This is a genomic window from Gemmatimonadota bacterium (assembly GCA_009692115.1).
Taxonomy (GTDB): domain Bacteria; phylum Gemmatimonadota; class Gemmatimonadetes; order Gemmatimonadales; family GWC2-71-9; genus SHZU01.
Genome location: SHZU01000003.1, coordinates 54,993 through 71,823, shown reverse-complemented (window position 1 = coordinate 71,823; position 16,831 = coordinate 54,993). Strand labels below are relative to the sequence as shown.

Annotated in this window: 16 protein-coding genes and 1 pseudogene; 7 read left to right on the top strand and 10 right to left on the bottom strand. The window is 67.6% G+C overall.

All coding sequences use genetic code 11. The annotated features are described in order from the left end of the window. Positions 1 to 64: 64 nt before the first annotated feature. From mgtE to aspS, 6 genes are read right to left on the bottom strand one after another with little or no spacing between them, the layout of a single operon-like run. Entirely contained in the window at positions 65 to 1,405 is a 1,341-nt protein-coding gene (gene mgtE, locus EXR94_04600) for a magnesium transporter (protein MSR02006.1), read from the bottom strand. Further along, the gene (locus EXR94_04595; GenBank protein MSR02005.1) at positions 1,402 to 2,607 is read right to left on the bottom strand and encodes a CBS domain-containing protein; all 1,206 of its coding nucleotides are present in this window, start codon (positions 2,605 to 2,607) and stop codon (positions 1,402 to 1,404) included. The genes mgtE and EXR94_04595 overlap by 4 nt, the downstream gene beginning before the upstream one ends. Next, entirely contained in the window at positions 2,604 to 3,806 is a 1,203-nt protein-coding gene (locus tag EXR94_04590) for an HlyC/CorC family transporter (protein ID MSR02004.1), read from the bottom strand. The genes EXR94_04595 and EXR94_04590 overlap by 4 nt, the downstream gene beginning before the upstream one ends. Next, complete coding sequence (ybeY, locus tag EXR94_04585; protein MSR02003.1) at positions 3,794 to 4,300, bottom strand: rRNA maturation RNase YbeY; 507 nt, start codon at positions 4,298 to 4,300, stop codon at positions 3,794 to 3,796. The genes EXR94_04590 and ybeY overlap by 13 nt, the downstream gene beginning before the upstream one ends. Continuing rightward, positions 4,236 to 5,177: a PhoH family protein gene (locus EXR94_04580; protein MSR02002.1), complete on the bottom strand. Its 942-nt coding sequence runs from the start codon at positions 5,175 to 5,177 to the stop codon at positions 4,236 to 4,238. The genes ybeY and EXR94_04580 overlap by 65 nt, the downstream gene beginning before the upstream one ends. Before the next feature lie 4 nt (positions 5,178 to 5,181). Then, positions 5,182 to 6,984, bottom strand: a complete 1,803-nt coding sequence (aspS, locus tag EXR94_04575; GenBank protein MSR02001.1) for an aspartate--tRNA ligase — start codon at positions 6,982 to 6,984, stop codon at positions 5,182 to 5,184. Between the two features lie 116 nt (positions 6,985 to 7,100). Here aspS and rlmN point away from each other — a divergent pair, with 116 nt between their 5' ends. Continuing rightward, a complete protein-coding gene (rlmN, locus tag EXR94_04570; protein ID MSR02000.1) occupies positions 7,101 to 8,165 on the top strand; it encodes a 23S rRNA (adenine(2503)-C(2))-methyltransferase RlmN in 1,065 nt (354 codons plus the stop codon). 204 nt (positions 8,166 to 8,369) lie between these two features. Here the strand turns inward: rlmN and EXR94_04565 are convergent. Next, positions 8,370 to 8,780, bottom strand: a pseudogene (locus tag EXR94_04565) (hypothetical protein). Here EXR94_04565 and EXR94_04560 point away from each other — a divergent pair. Next, on the top strand, positions 8,689 to 10,095 hold the full coding sequence (locus EXR94_04560) for a DUF4147 domain-containing protein (GenBank protein ID MSR01999.1): 1,407 nt from the start codon (positions 8,689 to 8,691) through the stop codon (positions 10,093 to 10,095). The pseudogene EXR94_04565 and the gene EXR94_04560 overlap by 92 nt on opposite strands. On the opposite strand, the gene EXR94_04555 is transcribed toward EXR94_04560, so the two are convergent. From EXR94_04555 to EXR94_04545, 3 genes are read right to left on the bottom strand one after another with little or no spacing between them, the layout of a single operon-like run. Then, entirely contained in the window at positions 10,051 to 10,506 is a 456-nt protein-coding gene (locus tag EXR94_04555; GenBank protein MSR01998.1) for a LytR family transcriptional regulator, read from the bottom strand. The genes EXR94_04560 and EXR94_04555 overlap by 45 nt on opposite strands. Beyond that, a complete protein-coding gene (locus EXR94_04550; protein ID MSR01997.1) occupies positions 10,449 to 10,982 on the bottom strand; it encodes a hypothetical protein in 534 nt (177 codons plus the stop codon). The genes EXR94_04555 and EXR94_04550 overlap by 58 nt, the downstream gene beginning before the upstream one ends. Continuing rightward, positions 10,979 to 11,593 carry a hypothetical protein gene (locus tag EXR94_04545; protein MSR01996.1) on the bottom strand — a complete coding sequence of 205 codons (615 nt, stop codon included), beginning with the start codon at positions 11,591 to 11,593 and terminating at the stop codon, positions 10,979 to 10,981. Before EXR94_04545 ends, EXR94_04550 begins: the two co-directional genes overlap by 4 nt. Between EXR94_04545 and lexA the strand changes: the two genes are divergently transcribed. From lexA to EXR94_04520, 5 genes are all read left to right on the top strand, one after another. After that, positions 11,586 to 12,197: a transcriptional repressor LexA gene (lexA, locus tag EXR94_04540; GenBank protein ID MSR01995.1), complete on the top strand. Its 612-nt coding sequence runs from the start codon at positions 11,586 to 11,588 to the stop codon at positions 12,195 to 12,197. The two genes, EXR94_04545 and lexA, sit on opposite strands and share 8 nt — an antisense overlap. A gap of 86 nt (positions 12,198 to 12,283) precedes the next feature. After that, positions 12,284 to 13,063 carry a tRNA pseudouridine(38-40) synthase TruA gene (truA, locus tag EXR94_04535; protein ID MSR01994.1) on the top strand — a complete coding sequence of 260 codons (780 nt, stop codon included), beginning with the start codon at positions 12,284 to 12,286 and terminating at the stop codon, positions 13,061 to 13,063. Then, the gene (locus tag EXR94_04530) at positions 13,036 to 14,463 is read left to right on the top strand and encodes a PDZ domain-containing protein (GenBank protein MSR01993.1); all 1,428 of its coding nucleotides are present in this window, start codon (positions 13,036 to 13,038) and stop codon (positions 14,461 to 14,463) included. The genes truA and EXR94_04530 overlap by 28 nt, the downstream gene beginning before the upstream one ends. Next, positions 14,460 to 15,902, top strand: coding sequence for an adenylosuccinate lyase (locus EXR94_04525; protein ID MSR01992.1), 1,443 nt, complete (start codon positions 14,460 to 14,462; stop codon positions 15,900 to 15,902). Before EXR94_04530 ends, EXR94_04525 begins: the two co-directional genes overlap by 4 nt. Further along, the gene (locus tag EXR94_04520; protein ID MSR01991.1) at positions 15,899 to 16,822 is read left to right on the top strand and encodes a phosphoribosylaminoimidazolesuccinocarboxamide synthase; all 924 of its coding nucleotides are present in this window, start codon (positions 15,899 to 15,901) and stop codon (positions 16,820 to 16,822) included. Before EXR94_04525 ends, EXR94_04520 begins: the two co-directional genes overlap by 4 nt. The last annotated feature ends 9 nt before the right edge of the window (positions 16,823 to 16,831 follow it).

The following is a 16,831-nucleotide window of genomic DNA, read 5'->3' as shown; positions in this document are numbered from 1 at the left end:
AAAACTGGCACCCCGGGCAATCACACGCAAGTTGCGGCGGCAAATGGGGTTAGGCAGCTTCAGGCTAGAGGAGAAGCCAGGTCGAGAGCCCGAGGAGAAAGAAGAACCCGCAGGTGTCGGTAAAGGTGGTGACAAAAACCGAGGACGCGAGCGCCGGGTCGATCCCGAACCGCTTGAGGATCATCGGGATGAAAGCCCCGGCGAAGCCCGCCACCAGCATGTTGCCGGTCATGGCGAAGAACACCACCACGCCGAACATCGGGTTCCCCTTAATGACGGTGGCGACGAGGCCGGCCACGAATCCGGTGGCCACACCATTGATCCCCCCGACCACCATTTCCTTCCGAATGACCTCCCAGAATTCCCGAAAGTCGATCAGACCGAGCGCCAACCGCCGGACGTTGACGGCGAGGGCTTGGGTCCCGGTATTGCCGCCCATCCCGGCCACCACCCCCATGAAGGCCGCCAGAAACCCCAGCCGTTCAATGGTGCCGCTGAAGAACAGGGGCACCATGGCCGCGAAGAAGGCGGTGGCCAAATTGACGAGGAGCCACGGCAGCCGGCTCCGGACCGCCTCGCGCCAGCCGGCGCCGAGGTCCTCGTCGCCCGAGACGCCGCCGAATCGGAGGAGGTCTTCGGTGGCTTCGGCCTCGCCGACGTCCATCACATCGTCGAACGTGATCCGACCGAGCAGGCGTTGGTCGCGATTGACCACGGGAATGGCCGACACGTTGTAGCGCCCCATCAAGCGGGCCACTTCCTCTTGGTCCATCTCCGGCGGCACGGTCACGTCGGGATCTTCCATGACCTCCCGCAACGGCCGGTCCGGGGCCGAGAGGACCAAGCGTTTGAACGACATGATGCCCTTCAAACGCCCTTCACCGTCGACGACGTAGGCCTCGGAGAAATCCTCGAGCTCGTCGGCCTGGCGCCGAATCTCGTCGAGCCCCTGCCCGACCGATTCGTGCTCCATCACCGTCACCACCTGGGACGTCATCAGGCCGCCGGCGGTCTCCCGGTCGTACTGGAGCAGGTCGGCGACCTCTTCGCGCTGTTCGGGATCTTCGACTTCCGCCAGGATTCGCCGTTGCTCTTCGGGTTCGAGGTCCTCGAGCAAATCCGCGGCATCGTCGTCCGGTAGCCCTTCGAGAATCTCGGCGGCTTCGCCGGGCTCCAACGCCGCCAGCGTGTCTTCGGCGTGCTCCTCCTCCGGCAACTCCCAGAGCGCCGACCCGGAGAGGGAGGGCGGCAGGAGCTTGACGATTTCAACCCGCTCGTCTTCGTCAGCCTCAGCCAGCACGTCGGCCAGATCGGCGGCCCCGAGTTCCTCGGCTTCGGCCAGGAAGTCGGCAATCTGGCCGTTCCGGACCAGGGCCAAGAGCCGACAGGCGTCGTCGCCGGTCATCGCCTTTCCCGATCGAGCAGCACTGGGCCGGCCCCGGCACGCCGAACCAGCAGGCGTTCAATCCGCGTGGCCGTCGCCCCGAGGACATCGAACTCGAGACCGCTCACCCGGAGCCGTTCGCCCGGGCGCGGAAACCGGCCCAGCAATTCCGCCAACCGGCCGCCAACCGACTGGGAGGGACCGGCCGGGAGGGCGACGCCGAAGCGGTCCTCGAGTTCGGCCACCTCGGCGGCTCCGGTTGTTTCCCACGGGCTGAACTGATCGGGCGCCTTCCGCTCGGCGGTCTCGTCGTGCTCGTCGAAGATCTCGCCGACCATCGCCTCGAGCAAGTCTTCGAGCGTCACGATACCTAACGTGCCGCCGAATTCGTCCAACACCACGGTCAGATGCCGGCGTTCCCGTTGCATGTCGAGCAGCACATCACCCGAGGCCCGGCTGGCCGGGGTGGCCCCAACCGGCCGGATCGGCACCGGCGCCGCGTCTTTGACGTTCAGCAGATCGAAGACGTGGACCATGCCGACCACCTCGTCCAGCGTGCCGCGATACACCGGAAGGCGGCTGTAACCGCTGTGGATGAAGGCCGCTTGGATCTCGTCGTACCCGGCACCCTCCGGGATGGCCACCAGCTTGGTCCGCGGGGTCATCAGCTCCCGGACCGGCCGCTCGGCGAACGTAATGACGTTGCCGACCATCACCAACTCATCCGAGGTGCCTAACGCCCCCGCGGCGCCCTCGCGCCACAACGCCCGGACGTCTGCGGCGGGCCGCTGGGTCGGGGCCGGAAGCAACCAGGCCACCACCCGCGTCCATGGCTTGAACAGCGGCCGGAGCAGGTCGGCAACCCAGGACGCCCGGTGCGCGGTCAACCAATGGGGCAGGACGTATCCGCTGAACAGCACGAACGGGAGGGCCACCGACAAGAGCAGAACCAAGACGCCCCATAATGGCAACGTGCCGGTCGCCACATCGAACACCGCGGAAAGACCCGCCGCCAGAATCGCGATGCCGAGACCGGTGGTGGCCGTGGCCGCGGCCAGTTCTCGCTCGGCGTCCACCAACCAATCGAGGGTCTCCGCCCCGCCCTTCAAACGACGGGACACCGCGTCGGCCAGATCGGACCGGCTCACCGTGATCAACGCCGCCGTTTCGGTGGCCCCGAGCAGGGTCACCAGCAAGCCGATGCCGACCGCCAGCCAGATCACGGGCGATCTCCCGGCGAGGAGGCCGGCGCGGCCACCGTGGGCCGGACGGTCACCCGACGCACCCGGCGCCGAGCCACTTGGTCGATCACCAGGGTATAGGCGCCGGCCGGCACCGCGTCACCAGCGCGGGGAACCCGCCCGGCGAGCGCCAAGACCAATCCGCCCACGGTGCCGACATCGTCACGGCCAAACTGATACTCCAGCTCCGCCTCCAAATCGACGAGCGGGACCTGACCCTGAACGGTCAACCCCCCGTCGCCGGTCCGGACCATCGGGAGCGCTTCCTCCGTGTCATGCTCATCCTGGATTTCGCCGACGATCTGTTCCAGCACATCCTCCAACGTCACGATGCCCGAGGTGCCCCCGAACTCATCGACGACGACCACCAAGTGGCCGGCTCCCCGTTGGAAATCCCGGAGTTGGCGATCGAGCCGCTTGGCCTCGGGAACGAACTCGACCGGACGGACCAACGGATGCCAATCGGGCTGTTCGAGCAAGATGCCGCTGGCCAGGAGATCCTTGGCGTAGATGACTCCCACCACGTTGTCGGGATCGCCGTCCACGACGACCAGTCGCGAGTGTTCCGCCGCCCGCAAGGTTTCGAGCACTTGGCCCTTGACCGCCGAGAGGTCGACGGAGATGACATCCATCCGGGGCGTCATGACCTCCTCGACCGTCATGTCCTTCAAGCTGAAGACGCCGGACAGTCGTTCGCGAACGTCCTGGTCCCCGCCCCGGCCGGACCGGACATTGTCGAGGGGGCGGCCACCCCGATCGGCCCAGGCCACCAGGCGGAGAATCGGCTGAAAGAGGGCAATTGATCCCGTCGCCACCCGGCCGTCGAATCGGACCAGCCCGGGTTCGTTGGCGGCCCAGAGCCTCGGCAGGAGATCGCCCACGACCCACACGACGGCGACCGCGAGCGCCAACCGAAGCAGCGACTCAGGAAACGGCCACGCCCACCAAGCCAAGGCGAGCCCAGCGAGGAACGCGCTGATCATCAGGAGCGCGAGATGAATGACGTGGAGACTGCGAGCCGGGTTGAGCGAGGCGTGATCACCGGTTGTGCTCGGGCCGAGGAGCCGGGGCAAGCCGGCATCGTTTTCCGAGGCGAGCGCCACCAACGCGGCCCAGAGCGTGCAGAGGCCGGCCAGGATTGGCGCGACACCAAGCTGGAGCGCGGTGATCAACCCAGACACGCGAGGTACCTTTCCTGGCGCCGCCACATCGTGGACCGGACCCGCCCGTCACCCTCCGGATGGTCGTAGCCGAGCACGTGCAGGGTGCCATGGATCACCAGCCGGACCAATTCCTCGCCCACGGCAATACCCCGTTTCTTGGCCTCGCCCGCCGCCATCGCCCGACAGATGTAGACGTCACCCTGCCGACCCCCGTCGGGGAGCGGGAGCGAAAACGCCAGCACATCCGTGGTCCGATCGGCGTGTTTCCACCGGGCATTCAGCTGGCGGATCCGCGTCGGCCCGACGAAGGTAACGGACATCGCCACCCGCGCCCGCTCCCCGGCGAGCACGCCGCGGACGACCTGAACCACTCGGACCCGGGACACCGGCGGGTGCCGACCGGCAACCGTCACGACGGCTGCCTCGCCGGCCCCGGCTCGGCGCCGCTCAGCCGCTCTGATCCTCGGCGTAGGCACGGATGATTTCGCGAACCAACCGGTGGCGTACCACATCGGCCTCGGTGAGGTAATGGAACACCAAGCCGTCGATACCCGGGAGGATTCGCTCGATCTGGATCAGCCCCGAATCCTCGCGCTTCGGCAGATCGACCTGGGTCTTGTCGCCGGTGACCACCACCTTGCTGTTCACGCCGAGGCGGGTCAGGAACATCTTCATCTGGGCGCCGGTGGCGTTTTGGGCCTCGTCCAAAATGATGAATGCGTCCGCCAGCGTCCGGCCCCGCATGTAGGCCAGCGGAGCGATTTCGATGGTCCGGCTCTCGATGGCCTTCTGGACCCGATCACGCGGCATCATGTCTTCGAGCGCGTCGTAGAGCGGCCGGAGGTACGGGTCGACCTTGGCCTGAATATCACCGGGCAGAAAGCCTAACGACTCGCCTGCCTCGACCGCCGGACGGGCGAGGATGATCCGGCGGACCCGCTTGCGGGCCAGCGCCTCAATGGCCTTGGCAACCGCCAGATAGGTCTTGCCGGTACCGGCGGGTCCGATCCCGATGACGATGTCGTGTTGCGAGATGGCTTGGAGGTAGTCCCGTTGACCCACGGTCTTGGGGAGGATCGCCCGGCGGAGGCCGGGCAGGAGGATCCGCCCCTCGCCCGGGGCCGCGAGATCGGCCGGGATGACGCCGTCGGTGACCAACCGGCTGATCACATCGGGGGTCACCGCTTCCCCGATCCTCGCGAGATCGATGAGGCCCTGGACGATGGGTGAGGCCCGATCGACCTGCTCGCCGGGCCCCGAGACCGCCAGGGTGTCGCCCCGGAGGGTGGCGCGAACGCCCAAGACCCGGCCGAGTTCCACCAAGTTGGCGTCGTTGATCCCCGCGAGCAGCAGCGGGTCGGCCCCTTCAACCCCGAACCGCTGGGTCATTTCTTCAGACACCGGGTACCCCCGGATTCGCCGGGCAAATCGCCAGGTTCAGGACATCGAGATCCTTCTGCTCGACCGGGGTCGGGGCCCCTTCGAAGAGGGCCCGGGCCGCCGTGGTCTTCGGAAACGCAATCACATCGCGGAGCGAGGTGGCGCCGGCGAGCAGCATGACGACGCGGTCGAACCCGATGGCGAACCCACCCATCGGCGGGGCCCCGGTGGCCAAGGCATCGAGGAGGAATCCAAACCGGCGCCGCTGATCATCGGCCTCGATGCCTAACAGCTTGAAGACCCGGGCCTGGAGGGCGGGATCGGTAATGCGGATCGACCCGCTGCCGAGTTCGTTGCCATTGTACACAGCGTCGTAATGGACGGCGCGGCACCGGCCCGGATCCGTCTCCAGGAATTCGGCGTCGTCGGGGTGGGGCGAGGTGAACGGATGGTGCACAAAAATGTGCTGCCCGGTGGCCGGGTCGGGCTCGAACAGCGGGAAATCGATCACCCAGAGAAACGCATGTTTCCGCGACGGCTCCAACCCCAACCGGCGAATCAGCGCGGTCCGGACGGCATGGAGCGCCGGCGACGTCATCCGGTCCGGCCCGACCACCGCCACCACCACGTCGCCGGGGGAACCGGCCAACGCCGCCGTGCCCGAGGCCCCGACCGCTTTGACGCCCTGCCCCTCCCAGCCGGCATCCCCGCGCTTCATCCAGACCAAGCCGCCAGCCCCCGCGTCTTTGGCCGTCTCGGTCAGGGCGTCGAAGTCCTTCCGGGTGAGCGCGGCAGCCGCGGGGACCTGGATCCCGCGGAACCGAATCCCGCCACGGCCGGCGTCCGAGAGGAAGGGGGCCCGGTCCGCGCCTAACTGCGCGGTGAGATCGCTGATCTCGAGCCCGAACCGGCAGTCCGGCTTGTCGATCCCGAACCGCTCCATCGCTTCGGCGAACGTGAGGCGGGGAAACGGGATCGGCACCGGCTGGCCCGCCTCCGCCCAGAGACCTTCGAGCACCGCTTCGATGAACCCCATGACGTCATCCGCCGAAACGAACGAGGCCTCGATATCGATCTGGGTGAACTCCGGCTGCCGATCGGCCCGAAGGTCCTCATCGCGGAAACAACGGGCGATCTGGAAATAGCGATCGAATCCCGCCACCATGAGCAGTTGCTTGTAGATCTGGGGCGACTGCGGCAGGGCATAGAACTCGCCCGGATGAACCCGCGAGGGCACCAGGTAGTCCCGGGCCCCCTCAGGGGTTGGCTTGGTCAAGATCGGGGTTTCGACCTCGAGAAACCCCAAGTCGCTCAGCACGCCCCGGGCCCGTTGCGCCAACCGGTGGCGCAACACAAGATTCCGCTGCAACTCGGGGCGACGGAGATCGAGCACCCGGTGTCGCAGCCGGAGTTCCTCCGACGAGAGCTCTTCGTTGTCCTTCCGGGCCACCGGAATAGCCGGGGTACCCGCGGGCCCGACCACGACCAACTCGGTGACGTAGACTTCGACTTCCCGGGACGTCATGTCCGCGTCGCGGGCCGGGTTGGGCCGGAGTTCAACCCGCCCGGTCGCGAGGATGACGGTTTCGACCCCGAGCGAACCAGCGCACGCCATCACGGCGGCGGAACTCCAATCGGGGCTGCACGAGAGTTGCAGAAGCCCGTCGCGGTCGCGGAGATCGAGGAACACCAAGCCGCCGAGATCTCGGCGGCGGTGGACCCAGCCGGCGACGTGGACGGTCTGCCCGAGGTTCGCCTTGGTCAGAGAGCCGGCGCGATGGGTTCGGTGGGCCGTTCGGTCGGGTGATGATAGCATAATTGGCCAAACGTAACGCCGCCGGTTGCCTGCGGGCAAGCAATTGGAACAAGAGGAGTTACGTGAGTTCTTCCGGGTGTTCGCCAGCCCGGTGGTGGATCGTTACCTTTCCCGCCATGGCCCCCAGCATTCTCGACCTGTCGCCCGCCGAGGCGCGTTCCACGATCGACACCTGGGTCGCGGCGCACGCCCTCCCCGGCTACCGCACCGACCAAATCCTCCGCCGGCTCTGGATTGCGCCGATCGGTTCCTGGAGCGACGCAACCGAGCTGCCGGGCACGCTCAGGGAGGCACTGGCCAAGGATTGGCCCCTCCTTCGGCTGACGGCCGCATCGGTCGAAGTTTCCGCGGACGGGACCAAGAAGTACCTCTGGCGCCTTGCCGACCGTGAAGCGGTGGAGTCGGTCCTGATTCCAAGCGGAACCCGCCGGACCTTGTGCATTTCCTCGCAGGCGGGCTGCGCGTTAGGCTGCGTCTTTTGCGCGACGGGGCGGATGGGCTTCCGCCGTAATCTCTCCGGCGGCGAAATCGCGGCCCAGGCCCGTGAGATCATTCTGGCCAACCCGGACGACCGCCCCACCAACATCGTGTTCATGGGCATGGGCGAGCCGCTCCTCAACTGGCCCGCGGTCGACACCGCCCTGACGATCCTCAATGACGCCGCCGGCCTCGGGATCGGGGCCCGGCACATCACCGTCTCAACCGTTGGGATTCTGCCGGGGATGGACGCGCTCCGGAACCGGCCGGAACAGTTCCGGCTGGCTATCTCGCTCCACTCGGCCAACCCCGACGCCCGGATCCGGCTGATGCCGATCGAGCAGAAGTATCCCCTCGATCAGGTCCTCGCCTCGGCGCGCCGTTTCGGCCGCCGGGTCACCTTCGAGTATGTCATGATCCGGGACCGCAACGACTCCGACCACGACGCGGACCAACTCGCTGCCATCGCGAAACCGCTGGGAGCCCACGTCAACCTCTTGCCGCTGCATCCGGGCGGAGGCGACGGGCTGGTGCCGAGTTCGGGCAACCGGATCCGGATCTTTGCCGAACGCCTCAAAGCGGCCGGCATCGAAGCCGTCGTCCGCCGGAGCCGGGGCCTCGACATCAACGCTGCCTGCGGCCAGCTCTATGTTGAGATGGAAGCGAAACGGCGGCGCGCCGCCAAGCCGGCCCCGACCGGGTAACCGATGCTCCGCACCGTCCTCCGCGCGACGCTCGGCTGGATCCTCGGACTCTTCTTTCGCCGCATCGACGTGTCCGGGACCAATCGGGTACCGCCGCGGGGCCCGGTCATCTTCGCAATCAATCATCCGAACGGTCTCGTCGACCCGCTCCTGCTCTTGACCTTCGTTCCCCGGCCGGTGTCGTTCCTCGCCAAGGCACCCCTGATCGGCGGTGCAGTCCGTGAGAACATCGGGTGTGTTCGTCACGACCACCCGCTGGCGCCGGGCGGCCGCGAGGTCGATCAGGTTTACCCCCACGCCGAAGTTGGCGACCACCCGAATCCGGCGCCCGCTCGCGGCGAAAACCGACTCAGGGAGCCGATCTGTCACGGTCGTGACCAGGCCGTCGTACTGGGTGCTGAGCTCAACCAATTGCTCGGGCGGCAGATCCCGGTCGTCGGTATTCCAGTCGATCGCGAACCGGCCCGCCAAGCGTCGCTCCGCCTCGGCCGGGAGCCGGTGGAGTCCATAAAATCCGGGGAATATGCTCGGTGATCCGACCGTCACTCGGGTGAGGGATGGAGGTATATTGCCCGCCGTGTCTCGCCGACTCGACCAACTCCGCCACGACGCCATCTCAATGTACGACGCCGCCATCCGCGGTGTCGAACCCAGCCGGGCGCTGACCCAGGCGCTCGCCACCACACCGCCCCCGGAGCGGGTCCGGTTGATCGCCCTGGGCAAGGCGTCCTACGCGATGGCCGCCGCCGCGGTCCAGCACCTCGACCGTCTCGACGTGCCGATTGCCGGCGGCTTGGTCGTGACGCCCGACGCCGGGAGCCCGCCCGACCCCCGGCTGATCCGGGTCGCCGGTGATCATCCGCTCCCCGGCCGGAACTCGACGGCCGCCGCGGGCGCCCTGGCCGTCGCGGTCGCCGAGATCGAGCCCCGCGAGGACGTCTGGGTCCTGCTGTCGGGAGGCACCACCAGCCTGATCGGCGCCCCGGTATCCGAAGTATCGCCGACGGAATACCTGGTGCTCATCCGGGCCCTCGGCCAATCCGGTCTCCCGATCGGCGACTTGAACCGGGTTCGGAAGCGGTTTTCCCAGTGGGGGGCCGGCCGCCTGGCCCACGCCCTCCGCGCCGCGACGCTCCGGGTGTTTGCGTTGTCCGACGTCCCCGGCGACGACTTGGCCGATATCGGGTCCGGCCCGACCGCGCCGGATCCGTCCACCGCCGGCGAGATCCGGCGAATCCTCCAGCGGGTACCGCGATCCGTGACCGTGCCCGACTTCGCATGGCGGGTGCTCGACCGGGTGGAACGGGGCGACCTGCCCGAAACGCCGAAGCCCGCCGACTCGGCCTTTGCCGGCGTCCGGTCCCGTGTGATCGGATCGAACGCGGTCGCGCGGGTCCACGCCGCGGAGCGAGCCCGGGCGTTAGGCTACCAGGTCGTCGAAACCGACACCCTGCTCACCGGCGACGCCGCCGAGGCCGGACGGACCCTCGGCCGGCTCGTGGCGGCGGACGCCGGCGGGCCCCGGGCCTGGATTTGGGGCGGTGAAACCACGGTCTCGTTGGGAGAGGATCACGGGCTCGGGGGGCGCTGCCAAGAATTAGCGATCGCCGCAGCGGAGATCCTGGCGGCCACCGCGAGCGATCAAGACATCGTCCTGCTCGCGGGGGGCACTGATGGCCGAGACGGTCCGACCGAGGCGGGCGGCGCGGTTGTCGATCGCCACAGTTGGGCCGCCATCAGGGCAGCGGGCCTCGACCCCAGTCGGGCGCTGGCTCGCCACGATGCCCATCCCGCCCTTGCCAGCATCGGCGGACTCCTCCGCCCCGGTCTGACCGGCACCAACGTCATGGATATCGTGATCGCGGTAACGGGCGACGCAAGGGACCTACAGGGGAAGGCGCCCCTTCGGGAGCCGAAAATCGGCGCCTAGCAGGACTGTGAGATCCACCCGGAGCAGCGAATCGGGCTCCGACCGAACCCGCGCTCCGCCGAGTAGCCGGGCCAGTTCATGCCCCCGAACCACACTTCCCCGCCGAACCAATACGGTGGTCGAGTCTGGCCGGGCGGACGAGGTACCGACGAAGATCACGTCGACTCCTCGCTCCCGAAGCAACCGGGCTGCCTGTCTGGCCAAGCCGCTCCGCGAGGTGCCGTTTCGAACCTCGATGACGATCCCCGGTAGCGCGGCGGGAGCCTGGGCACCGACGAGGTCCGCCGCACCGGCTCCCCGCCACACCAGCGCTGCCGCCACCACCCCCGCCAGGGCCACGACCGCGATGGCGGCTACCCGGAGCTTGCCAGCGAATTCCATAAACGAACCGTCGAATCGGGAAGGGTCCATCCGGAGCGAATCAAATCCGACAGCCGCCGTCGCACCACTTCGAAGTACACCGCATCGAACTCGGTCGGCAGGCGCTCGGCCAACGCGGCCCGGGCAGCACGGTCGAATTCCCGGCCGGGCTCGAGAAAATCGGCGCAGTAGAGGACCTGGCCGGCCCGGTCCCAGTCGGCGGAGCCAACCGAGTGAAACCGAACCGCGTCGAGCACGCCCCGGTCGGTTTCCCCTGCCGCCAGCGCGCGAGCCGCGGCGGCCGGCCCATGCCAGAGGTCAATCGGACCGACCGCATCGGGCGCCCACCGCGCCAACTCGGTTGGGTCGGCATCGCGGAGCACATCGTGCAGCCACGCGGCCCGAAGCCACCGATGCCGCTCGGACTCGGGTACCCGCATGGCGACGGCCCACTGATCGACGAGCCCGACGACCCGCTGCACATGAGCGAGGCGATCCGGCCCCATGGCGGCCCAGGCCGGGATCACGATCCGCGCTCGGCAAGAATCACGTTGTCGATCAATCGGGTGGTGCCCACCCGCGCCGCGACGGCCGCGATCGCCCCGGGAACCACCGCGTCGAGGGCGTCGAGCCGCGCCGGATCGACGATCACCGCGTAGTCGATGCGGACCGCCAGCACCCTCGCCAACACCTCGCGCCCAACCTCGAGCAACGCGGCTCCGCCTCGCACGCCAGCCAACCAGGCGGACTCCACCGTCCGAAGCATCCGGGAAAGCACCAAGGCCTGCTGACGTTCGGGAGGGGACAGGAACCGGTTCCGACTGCTCAAGGCCAAACCGTCGGCGTCCCGAACCGTGGGGACCACCACGACCTCGATCGGCCAGTCGAGTTCGGCCTGCCCACGGCTCGCCTCCGCGGAATCGATGTCGGTGGTCAGTCTCTCCCCTAGGTCAGTCCGGACGACCTCCACTCGGGCCGAATTGGCGGCCCCGGCGGCGGAAGCCACCAAGATAAGTAGTTGCCAAGTTCCATGGCGACAACGACCTCCTGGTTGCGGTTCGGGCCGCGTTCGGGTACTTTGGGATAGTTTCGGGTCTGGCGTTGAGCCCCGTGCCCTCAGGAGACCATCCATGGCCATGACCAAGCGTCAAAAAGAGATCTTGAGCTACCTCGAGCTCCACATCCGCGACCATGGCTATGCGCCGAGTTTTGAGGAAATCGCCGAGCATTTCGGGTTCCAGTCGCTCGCGACGGTTCACGAGCATCTGACCAATCTGGAACGAAAAGGCTACATCCGGCGCACCTACAACGAGAGCCGGTCGATCGAAGTCCTGCCGCCGAAGGGCACGGCGGGGGCCACCGAGATTCCGCTCCTGGGCCTCGTGGCGGCCGGAGCCCCGATCGAGGCGGTCGTCCACGGCGAGACCCTCTCGGTACCCGACCAGATGCTGAGCCGCCGGGGCCCCAACTACGCCCTCAAGGTCCGGGGCGATTCCATGATCGACGATCACATCGTCGACGGCGATTTTGTCGTCATCCAGGGCCGGCAAGCGGCCGACAACGGCGAGATGGTCATCGCCTTGGTCAACGGGGCTGAGGCGACGGTCAAACGGTACTACCGGGAGGCCGGCGGGTGGGTCAGGCTGCAGCCGGCCAACCCGAACGTTCAACCCCTCCGTTTTCCGGAAACCGATGTCATGATTCAAGGGGTCGTGGTCGGGGTCATTCGCCGGTACCAATAGTCGCCCGAGCCGCCAAGGGGAGGGTCGGCTCGACCTCTCCCGACGTCCTACCGTCAGAGCCGCCTTCCGCCTAAATTCCATTCCTCATGCCGCGGACTTTTCTCGCGACGCTCCAGTTTGATGGCACTGCCTTCGTCGGTTGGCAGCGGCAGCGTGAAGGTCGCACGGTACAAGCTGAGTTGGAGGCCGTTCTTGGGCGGCTCGCGGGCCAATCGGTGCGCGCGCATGCGGCAGGACGGACCGACGCCGGGGTCCATGCTTTGGGATTAGGGGTAAGTATGACCCTCCCCGATCGCTGGACCCCGGCGGCGTTGAATCGAGCGTTGAATGCGCTGCTGCCGGCCGATTGTTTCGTGACCGAGGTGCGGGAAACGGTGGCCGATTTTCAGGCCCGCCGGGCGGCCACTGAGCGGCGCTACCGGTACCTGATCGGCACCGACCGACTGTCGCGGTCGCCGTTCCGCCGGCGCTACGAGTGGCCGCTCGGGATCGCCCTCGACGCCGCCCGGCTCGATGTGGCCGCCGGGCGGATCATGGGAACGCACGATTTCAAGGCGTTTTCGGTGCTCCGATCGAAGCGGCCCCATACCCGATGCGAGATTCGGGAAGCCCGCTGGGCACTCCGGCCCGCCGATCAGGGCATGGACCTCACGATTTGGGCCGACCGGTTCCTCCATCATATGGTGAGGATGCTGGTCGGGACGATGGTGGATGTGGCCCTCGGGCGTCGGGCGCTCGCCGACATGGACCGACTCTTGGCCTTGGACCCCGGTGTGCGGACCAGTCCGCCGGCACCGGCGCAAGGCCTCTACTTCATAACCGCGGTGTACCCAGACGAATGGTTCGCGCTTCCTTCCGGCTCCTAATCTCCTCCGTCGTGCTGGGGGCGGCGTCCGTGGCCTGCTCCGCCAAGCCGGCCATGCCCCCGCTCATCGATTCGGCCAATGCCCAGCGGTCGGCGCAGAACCAGACGCTCACGACCTCCCGCCGGACCGCGATCGTCGATGCGGCCGCCCGGGTCGCGCGGTCCGTCGTCTCGATCAGCGTGGTCTCCCGACGACAGGTGCCGGCCGGCGACCCGATGGACTTCTTCTCGTTCTTTGTCCCCCGGACCCAGGAACGCCAGATCCAGGGGTACGGCACCGGCTTCGTCGTCCGCCCGGGCGGCATCATTATCACCAACCAGCATGTCGTCGACAACGCCGACTCCATCACCGTCTCGCTCGCCGATGGCCGAGATTTCACGGCTCGCCTCCTCGGCGAAGACCCGACGACCGACATCGCGGTCTTGAGAATCACCGAGGACCTGCCGGTCGCCGCCATCGGCAAGAGCACCGACATCCTGATCGGTGAGTGGGTCGTGGCGTTAGGCAATCCGTACACCTACCTCTTGGGCAACTCGGAGCCGACCGTCACCGCCGGGGTGGTCAGCGCCACCCGGCGAAACGTCCTACCGAACAACACCCAGTCGGGCCTCTATCTCGACATGATTCAGACCGATGCCTCGATCAATCCCGGCAACTCGGGCGGTCCGCTGACCAATTCCCTGGGCGAGGTCATCGGCGTCAACTCCTTCATCTTCTCCAACTCCGGCGGATCGATCGGCCTCGGATTCGCGATTCCGATCGAGCGGGCCATCCGGGTCGCCGACGAGATCGTCAAGAGCGGCGCGGTCCGCCGAGCCTGGACCGGGCTCACGGTCGGCGATGCCAGTTCGATGCGGGACTGGAAGAGTGCCGGCGGGGTTCGGATCGCCGAAGTGACCCCAGCGGGCCCGGCCGTGCGAGCCGGCCTCGAGGCGGGCGCCGTCCTGGTCGAGGCTGCCGGACGCCGGCTCCGGAACTACCTTGACTGGGAGGCCGTCAAGCTCGACCTCCACGTCGGCGATACCGTGGCGGTTCGCTTCAAGCGAACGCCGGCCGGCGCGGTCGAGTCCCGGCGGATCATCACCGGTGATTTGCCGAGCGTCACGGCCGCCCGGGTCAGCGTCATTAGCGGCCTCGAGTTGATCACGGTGACGCCCGGAGTCCAGGCCGAGCGGCAAATCCGTTCCGATCAGGGCGCTCTGATCTTCCGGATCACCGATGAAGTCAGCCGGGCCACCGGGCTTCGCGAGGGCGACGTCATTCGATGGATCAATCGACGGCCCATCGCCACTGCGGCCGAGGTCAAGAGTGAACTCGGAGCACTCGGATCCCAGCAGGCCTTCACCATCACGTTCGAACGGCAGGGAAATGTGGCGTCGACTACCTTGAGCTTCCGATGACCGACGACGCCCGCTACCAATCGCCCCTTGGAAGCCGCTACGCCTCGGCGGCCATGCAGCGCCTCTGGAGCGAGCGGCACAAGATCGGCCTCTGGCGACGAATTTGGCTGGCTCTCGCCGAGACGGAGCGGGAATTGGGCCTCGACATCCCGGCCGCGGCGCTCGAGGAGATCACCGCCCACCTCGATGACTGCGACTTGGCGGTCGCGGCAACGTACGAGCACCGATTCCGGCACGATGTGATGGCGCATGTCCATGCCCTGGGCGATCAAGCCCCGGCGGCCCGGCCGTATCTCCACCTCGGCGCTACCAGCGCGTTCGTCACCGATAACGCCGACATGATCGTGATCCGCGAGAGTCTTCAGCTCCTCCTCGGCCGGTTGGTGGCGCTGGCCCGCGCCCTCGGGCAATTTGCCGATCGATACGCGGCCCTCCCGTGTCTGGCCTACACCCACTTCCAGCCGGCCCAGCTCACCACCGTCGGGAAGCGCGCCACCCTCTGGGCCCAAGACTTCGCCCTCGATCTCGAGGAACTCACCCACCGGCTCGGCACCCTCCGCACCAGGGGGTGCAAGGGCACCACCGGCACCCAGGCGTCCTTTCTCGAACTGTTCGGCGGCGACCACCACAAGGTCCGGGAGTTGGACCGCCAGGTGACTCGACGGCTGGGGTTTTCCGCCTCGCTGCCGGTCACCGGCCAGACCTACAGCCGGAAGCTCGACAGTATGGCGCTGGATGTTCTGAGCGGCATTGCTCAATCCGCCTCCAAGATGGCTTCCGATCTGCGCCTGCTACAGCACGAAGGCGAGTTGCTCGAGCCGTTCGAGGCGGAGCAGATCGGTTCGAGTGCAATGGCCTACAAGCGAAACCCGATGCGGGCCGAACGCATCAACGCGCTGGCCCGGTTCGTCATTTCCCTGACCGGCAACACGGCCCACACGGCCGCCACCCAGTGGCTCGAACGGACCCTGGACGACAGCGCCAACCGGCGGTTGACGTTGCCCGAGGCATTCCTCGCCACCGACGCGATTCTGGTGTTGGCCACCAACATCGTCAGCGGGATCGAGGTCCGCGAACCGGTCATCGGTCGCCACGTGGCCGATCAGATGCCCTTCATGGCGACGGAGCGCTGGATGATGCTTGGTGTTCAGGCCGGGGGCGACCGCCAGGCGCTCCACGAGGTCATTCGCCAGGCCAGTCACCTGGTGTCCAAGCAGGTCAGCGAGGGTGGACCGAACGACCTTCTGGAGCGGCTCTCGGGCGCCCCCGAGTTTGCCTCGCTCGGGGCCGACCGACTCCGCGCCGAACTCGATCCGGCCCGGTACGTTGGACGGGCGCCGGAGCAAACCCACGAATTCCTGAATGAATACCTGACGCCTTTGCTCGCCACGGCCTCCGCGCTCGCGGCCGAGGCCCCCGCCGCGGAGGTGACGGTATGACGGTCGTGACCCGAAGTTCACTCCCGCTCCCGCTGCTTCGGCGCGGGAAGGTCCGGGAGGTCTACGAGGTCGGCGCCGATCGCCTGCTCTTGGTGGCGAGCGATCGGGTGAGTGCGTTCGATGTCATCATGACCGAGCCGATCCCCCGGAAAGGCGCGGTGCTGACCCAATTGTCGGCGTTCTGGTTCAAGAAACTCGGGCCCTTGGGGCCGACCCACTTTCTGACCGCCGACGCGGACGAGATCCTCCGCGACATTCCGGGCCTCCAAGGCAATCGCGCAGAGATCGCCGGCCGGGCGATGCTGGTGCGGCGCACCGACCCGATCCAGTTCGAATGCGTCATTCGGGGCTATCTCTCCGGCTCGGCCTGGAAGGAATACCGGACCGCCGGGACCCTGGCCGGGAGCCCGCTCCCCACCGGGCTTCAGGAAAGCGACCGGTTCCCCGCCCCAGTGTTTTCGCCGGCGACCAAGGCGGAGACCGGCCACGACATCAACGTGACCCCCGAGACGGTCGGCCGGGAATTGGGCGAGCCGATGGCGACCGAACTGGCCCGCCGAAGCCTTGCCATCTACACGGCCGGCCTTCAATACGCCTTGAGCCGGGGCATCATCATTGCCGACACGAAGTTCGAGTTCGGCACCGACGCCAACGGCGACCTCCGGCTGATCGACGAAATCCTGACGCCGGACTCGTCGCGGTTCTGGCCCCTCGACCGATACCAGCCCGGCCGGTCACAACCGAGCTTCGACAAGCAACCGCTTCGGGACTATCTCCAGGTACTCCACGACCGCGGCGAGTGGAACATGGAGGCACCGGGGCCCACCCTGCCCCCAGAGGTCATCGCCGCCACCAGCGCCCGCTACCTTGAGGCATATCAGCTTCTGACCGGATCCCCCCTGCCGGAGTCCGGCCAATGACCGGGGCCT

Coding starts and splice junctions, on each gene's coding strand:
- rlmN (MSR02000.1), top strand. CDS start 7,101: ATGGCCCCCAGCATTCTCGACCTGTCGCCCGCCGAGGCGCGTTCCACG.
- mgtE (MSR02006.1), bottom strand. CDS start 1,405: ATGACCGGCGACGACGCCTGTCGGCTCTTGGCCCTGGTCCGGAACGGC.
- EXR94_04530 (MSR01993.1), top strand. CDS start 13,036: ATGGTTCGCGCTTCCTTCCGGCTCCTAATCTCCTCCGTCGTGCTGGGG.
- EXR94_04580 (MSR02002.1), bottom strand. CDS start 5,177: ATGACCCAGCGGTTCGGGGTTGAAGGGGCCGACCCGCTGCTGCTCGCG.
- lexA (MSR01995.1), top strand. CDS start 11,586: ATGGCCATGACCAAGCGTCAAAAAGAGATCTTGAGCTACCTCGAGCTC.
- aspS (MSR02001.1), bottom strand. CDS start 6,984: ATGCTATCATCACCCGACCGAACGGCCCACCGAACCCATCGCGCCGGC.
- EXR94_04525 (MSR01992.1), top strand. CDS start 14,460: ATGACCGACGACGCCCGCTACCAATCGCCCCTTGGAAGCCGCTACGCC.
- EXR94_04555 (MSR01998.1), bottom strand. CDS start 10,506: ATGGACCCTTCCCGATTCGACGGTTCGTTTATGGAATTCGCTGGCAAG.
- truA (MSR01994.1), top strand. CDS start 12,284: ATGCCGCGGACTTTTCTCGCGACGCTCCAGTTTGATGGCACTGCCTTC.
- EXR94_04545 (MSR01996.1), bottom strand. CDS start 11,593: ATGGCCATGGATGGTCTCCTGAGGGCACGGGGCTCAACGCCAGACCCG.
- ybeY (MSR02003.1), bottom strand. CDS start 4,300: ATGTGGTACGCCACCGGTTGGTTCGCGAAATCATCCGTGCCTACGCCG.
- EXR94_04560 (MSR01999.1), top strand. CDS start 8,689: ATGCTCGGTGATCCGACCGTCACTCGGGTGAGGGATGGAGGTATATTG.
- EXR94_04520 (MSR01991.1), top strand. CDS start 15,899: ATGACGGTCGTGACCCGAAGTTCACTCCCGCTCCCGCTGCTTCGGCGC.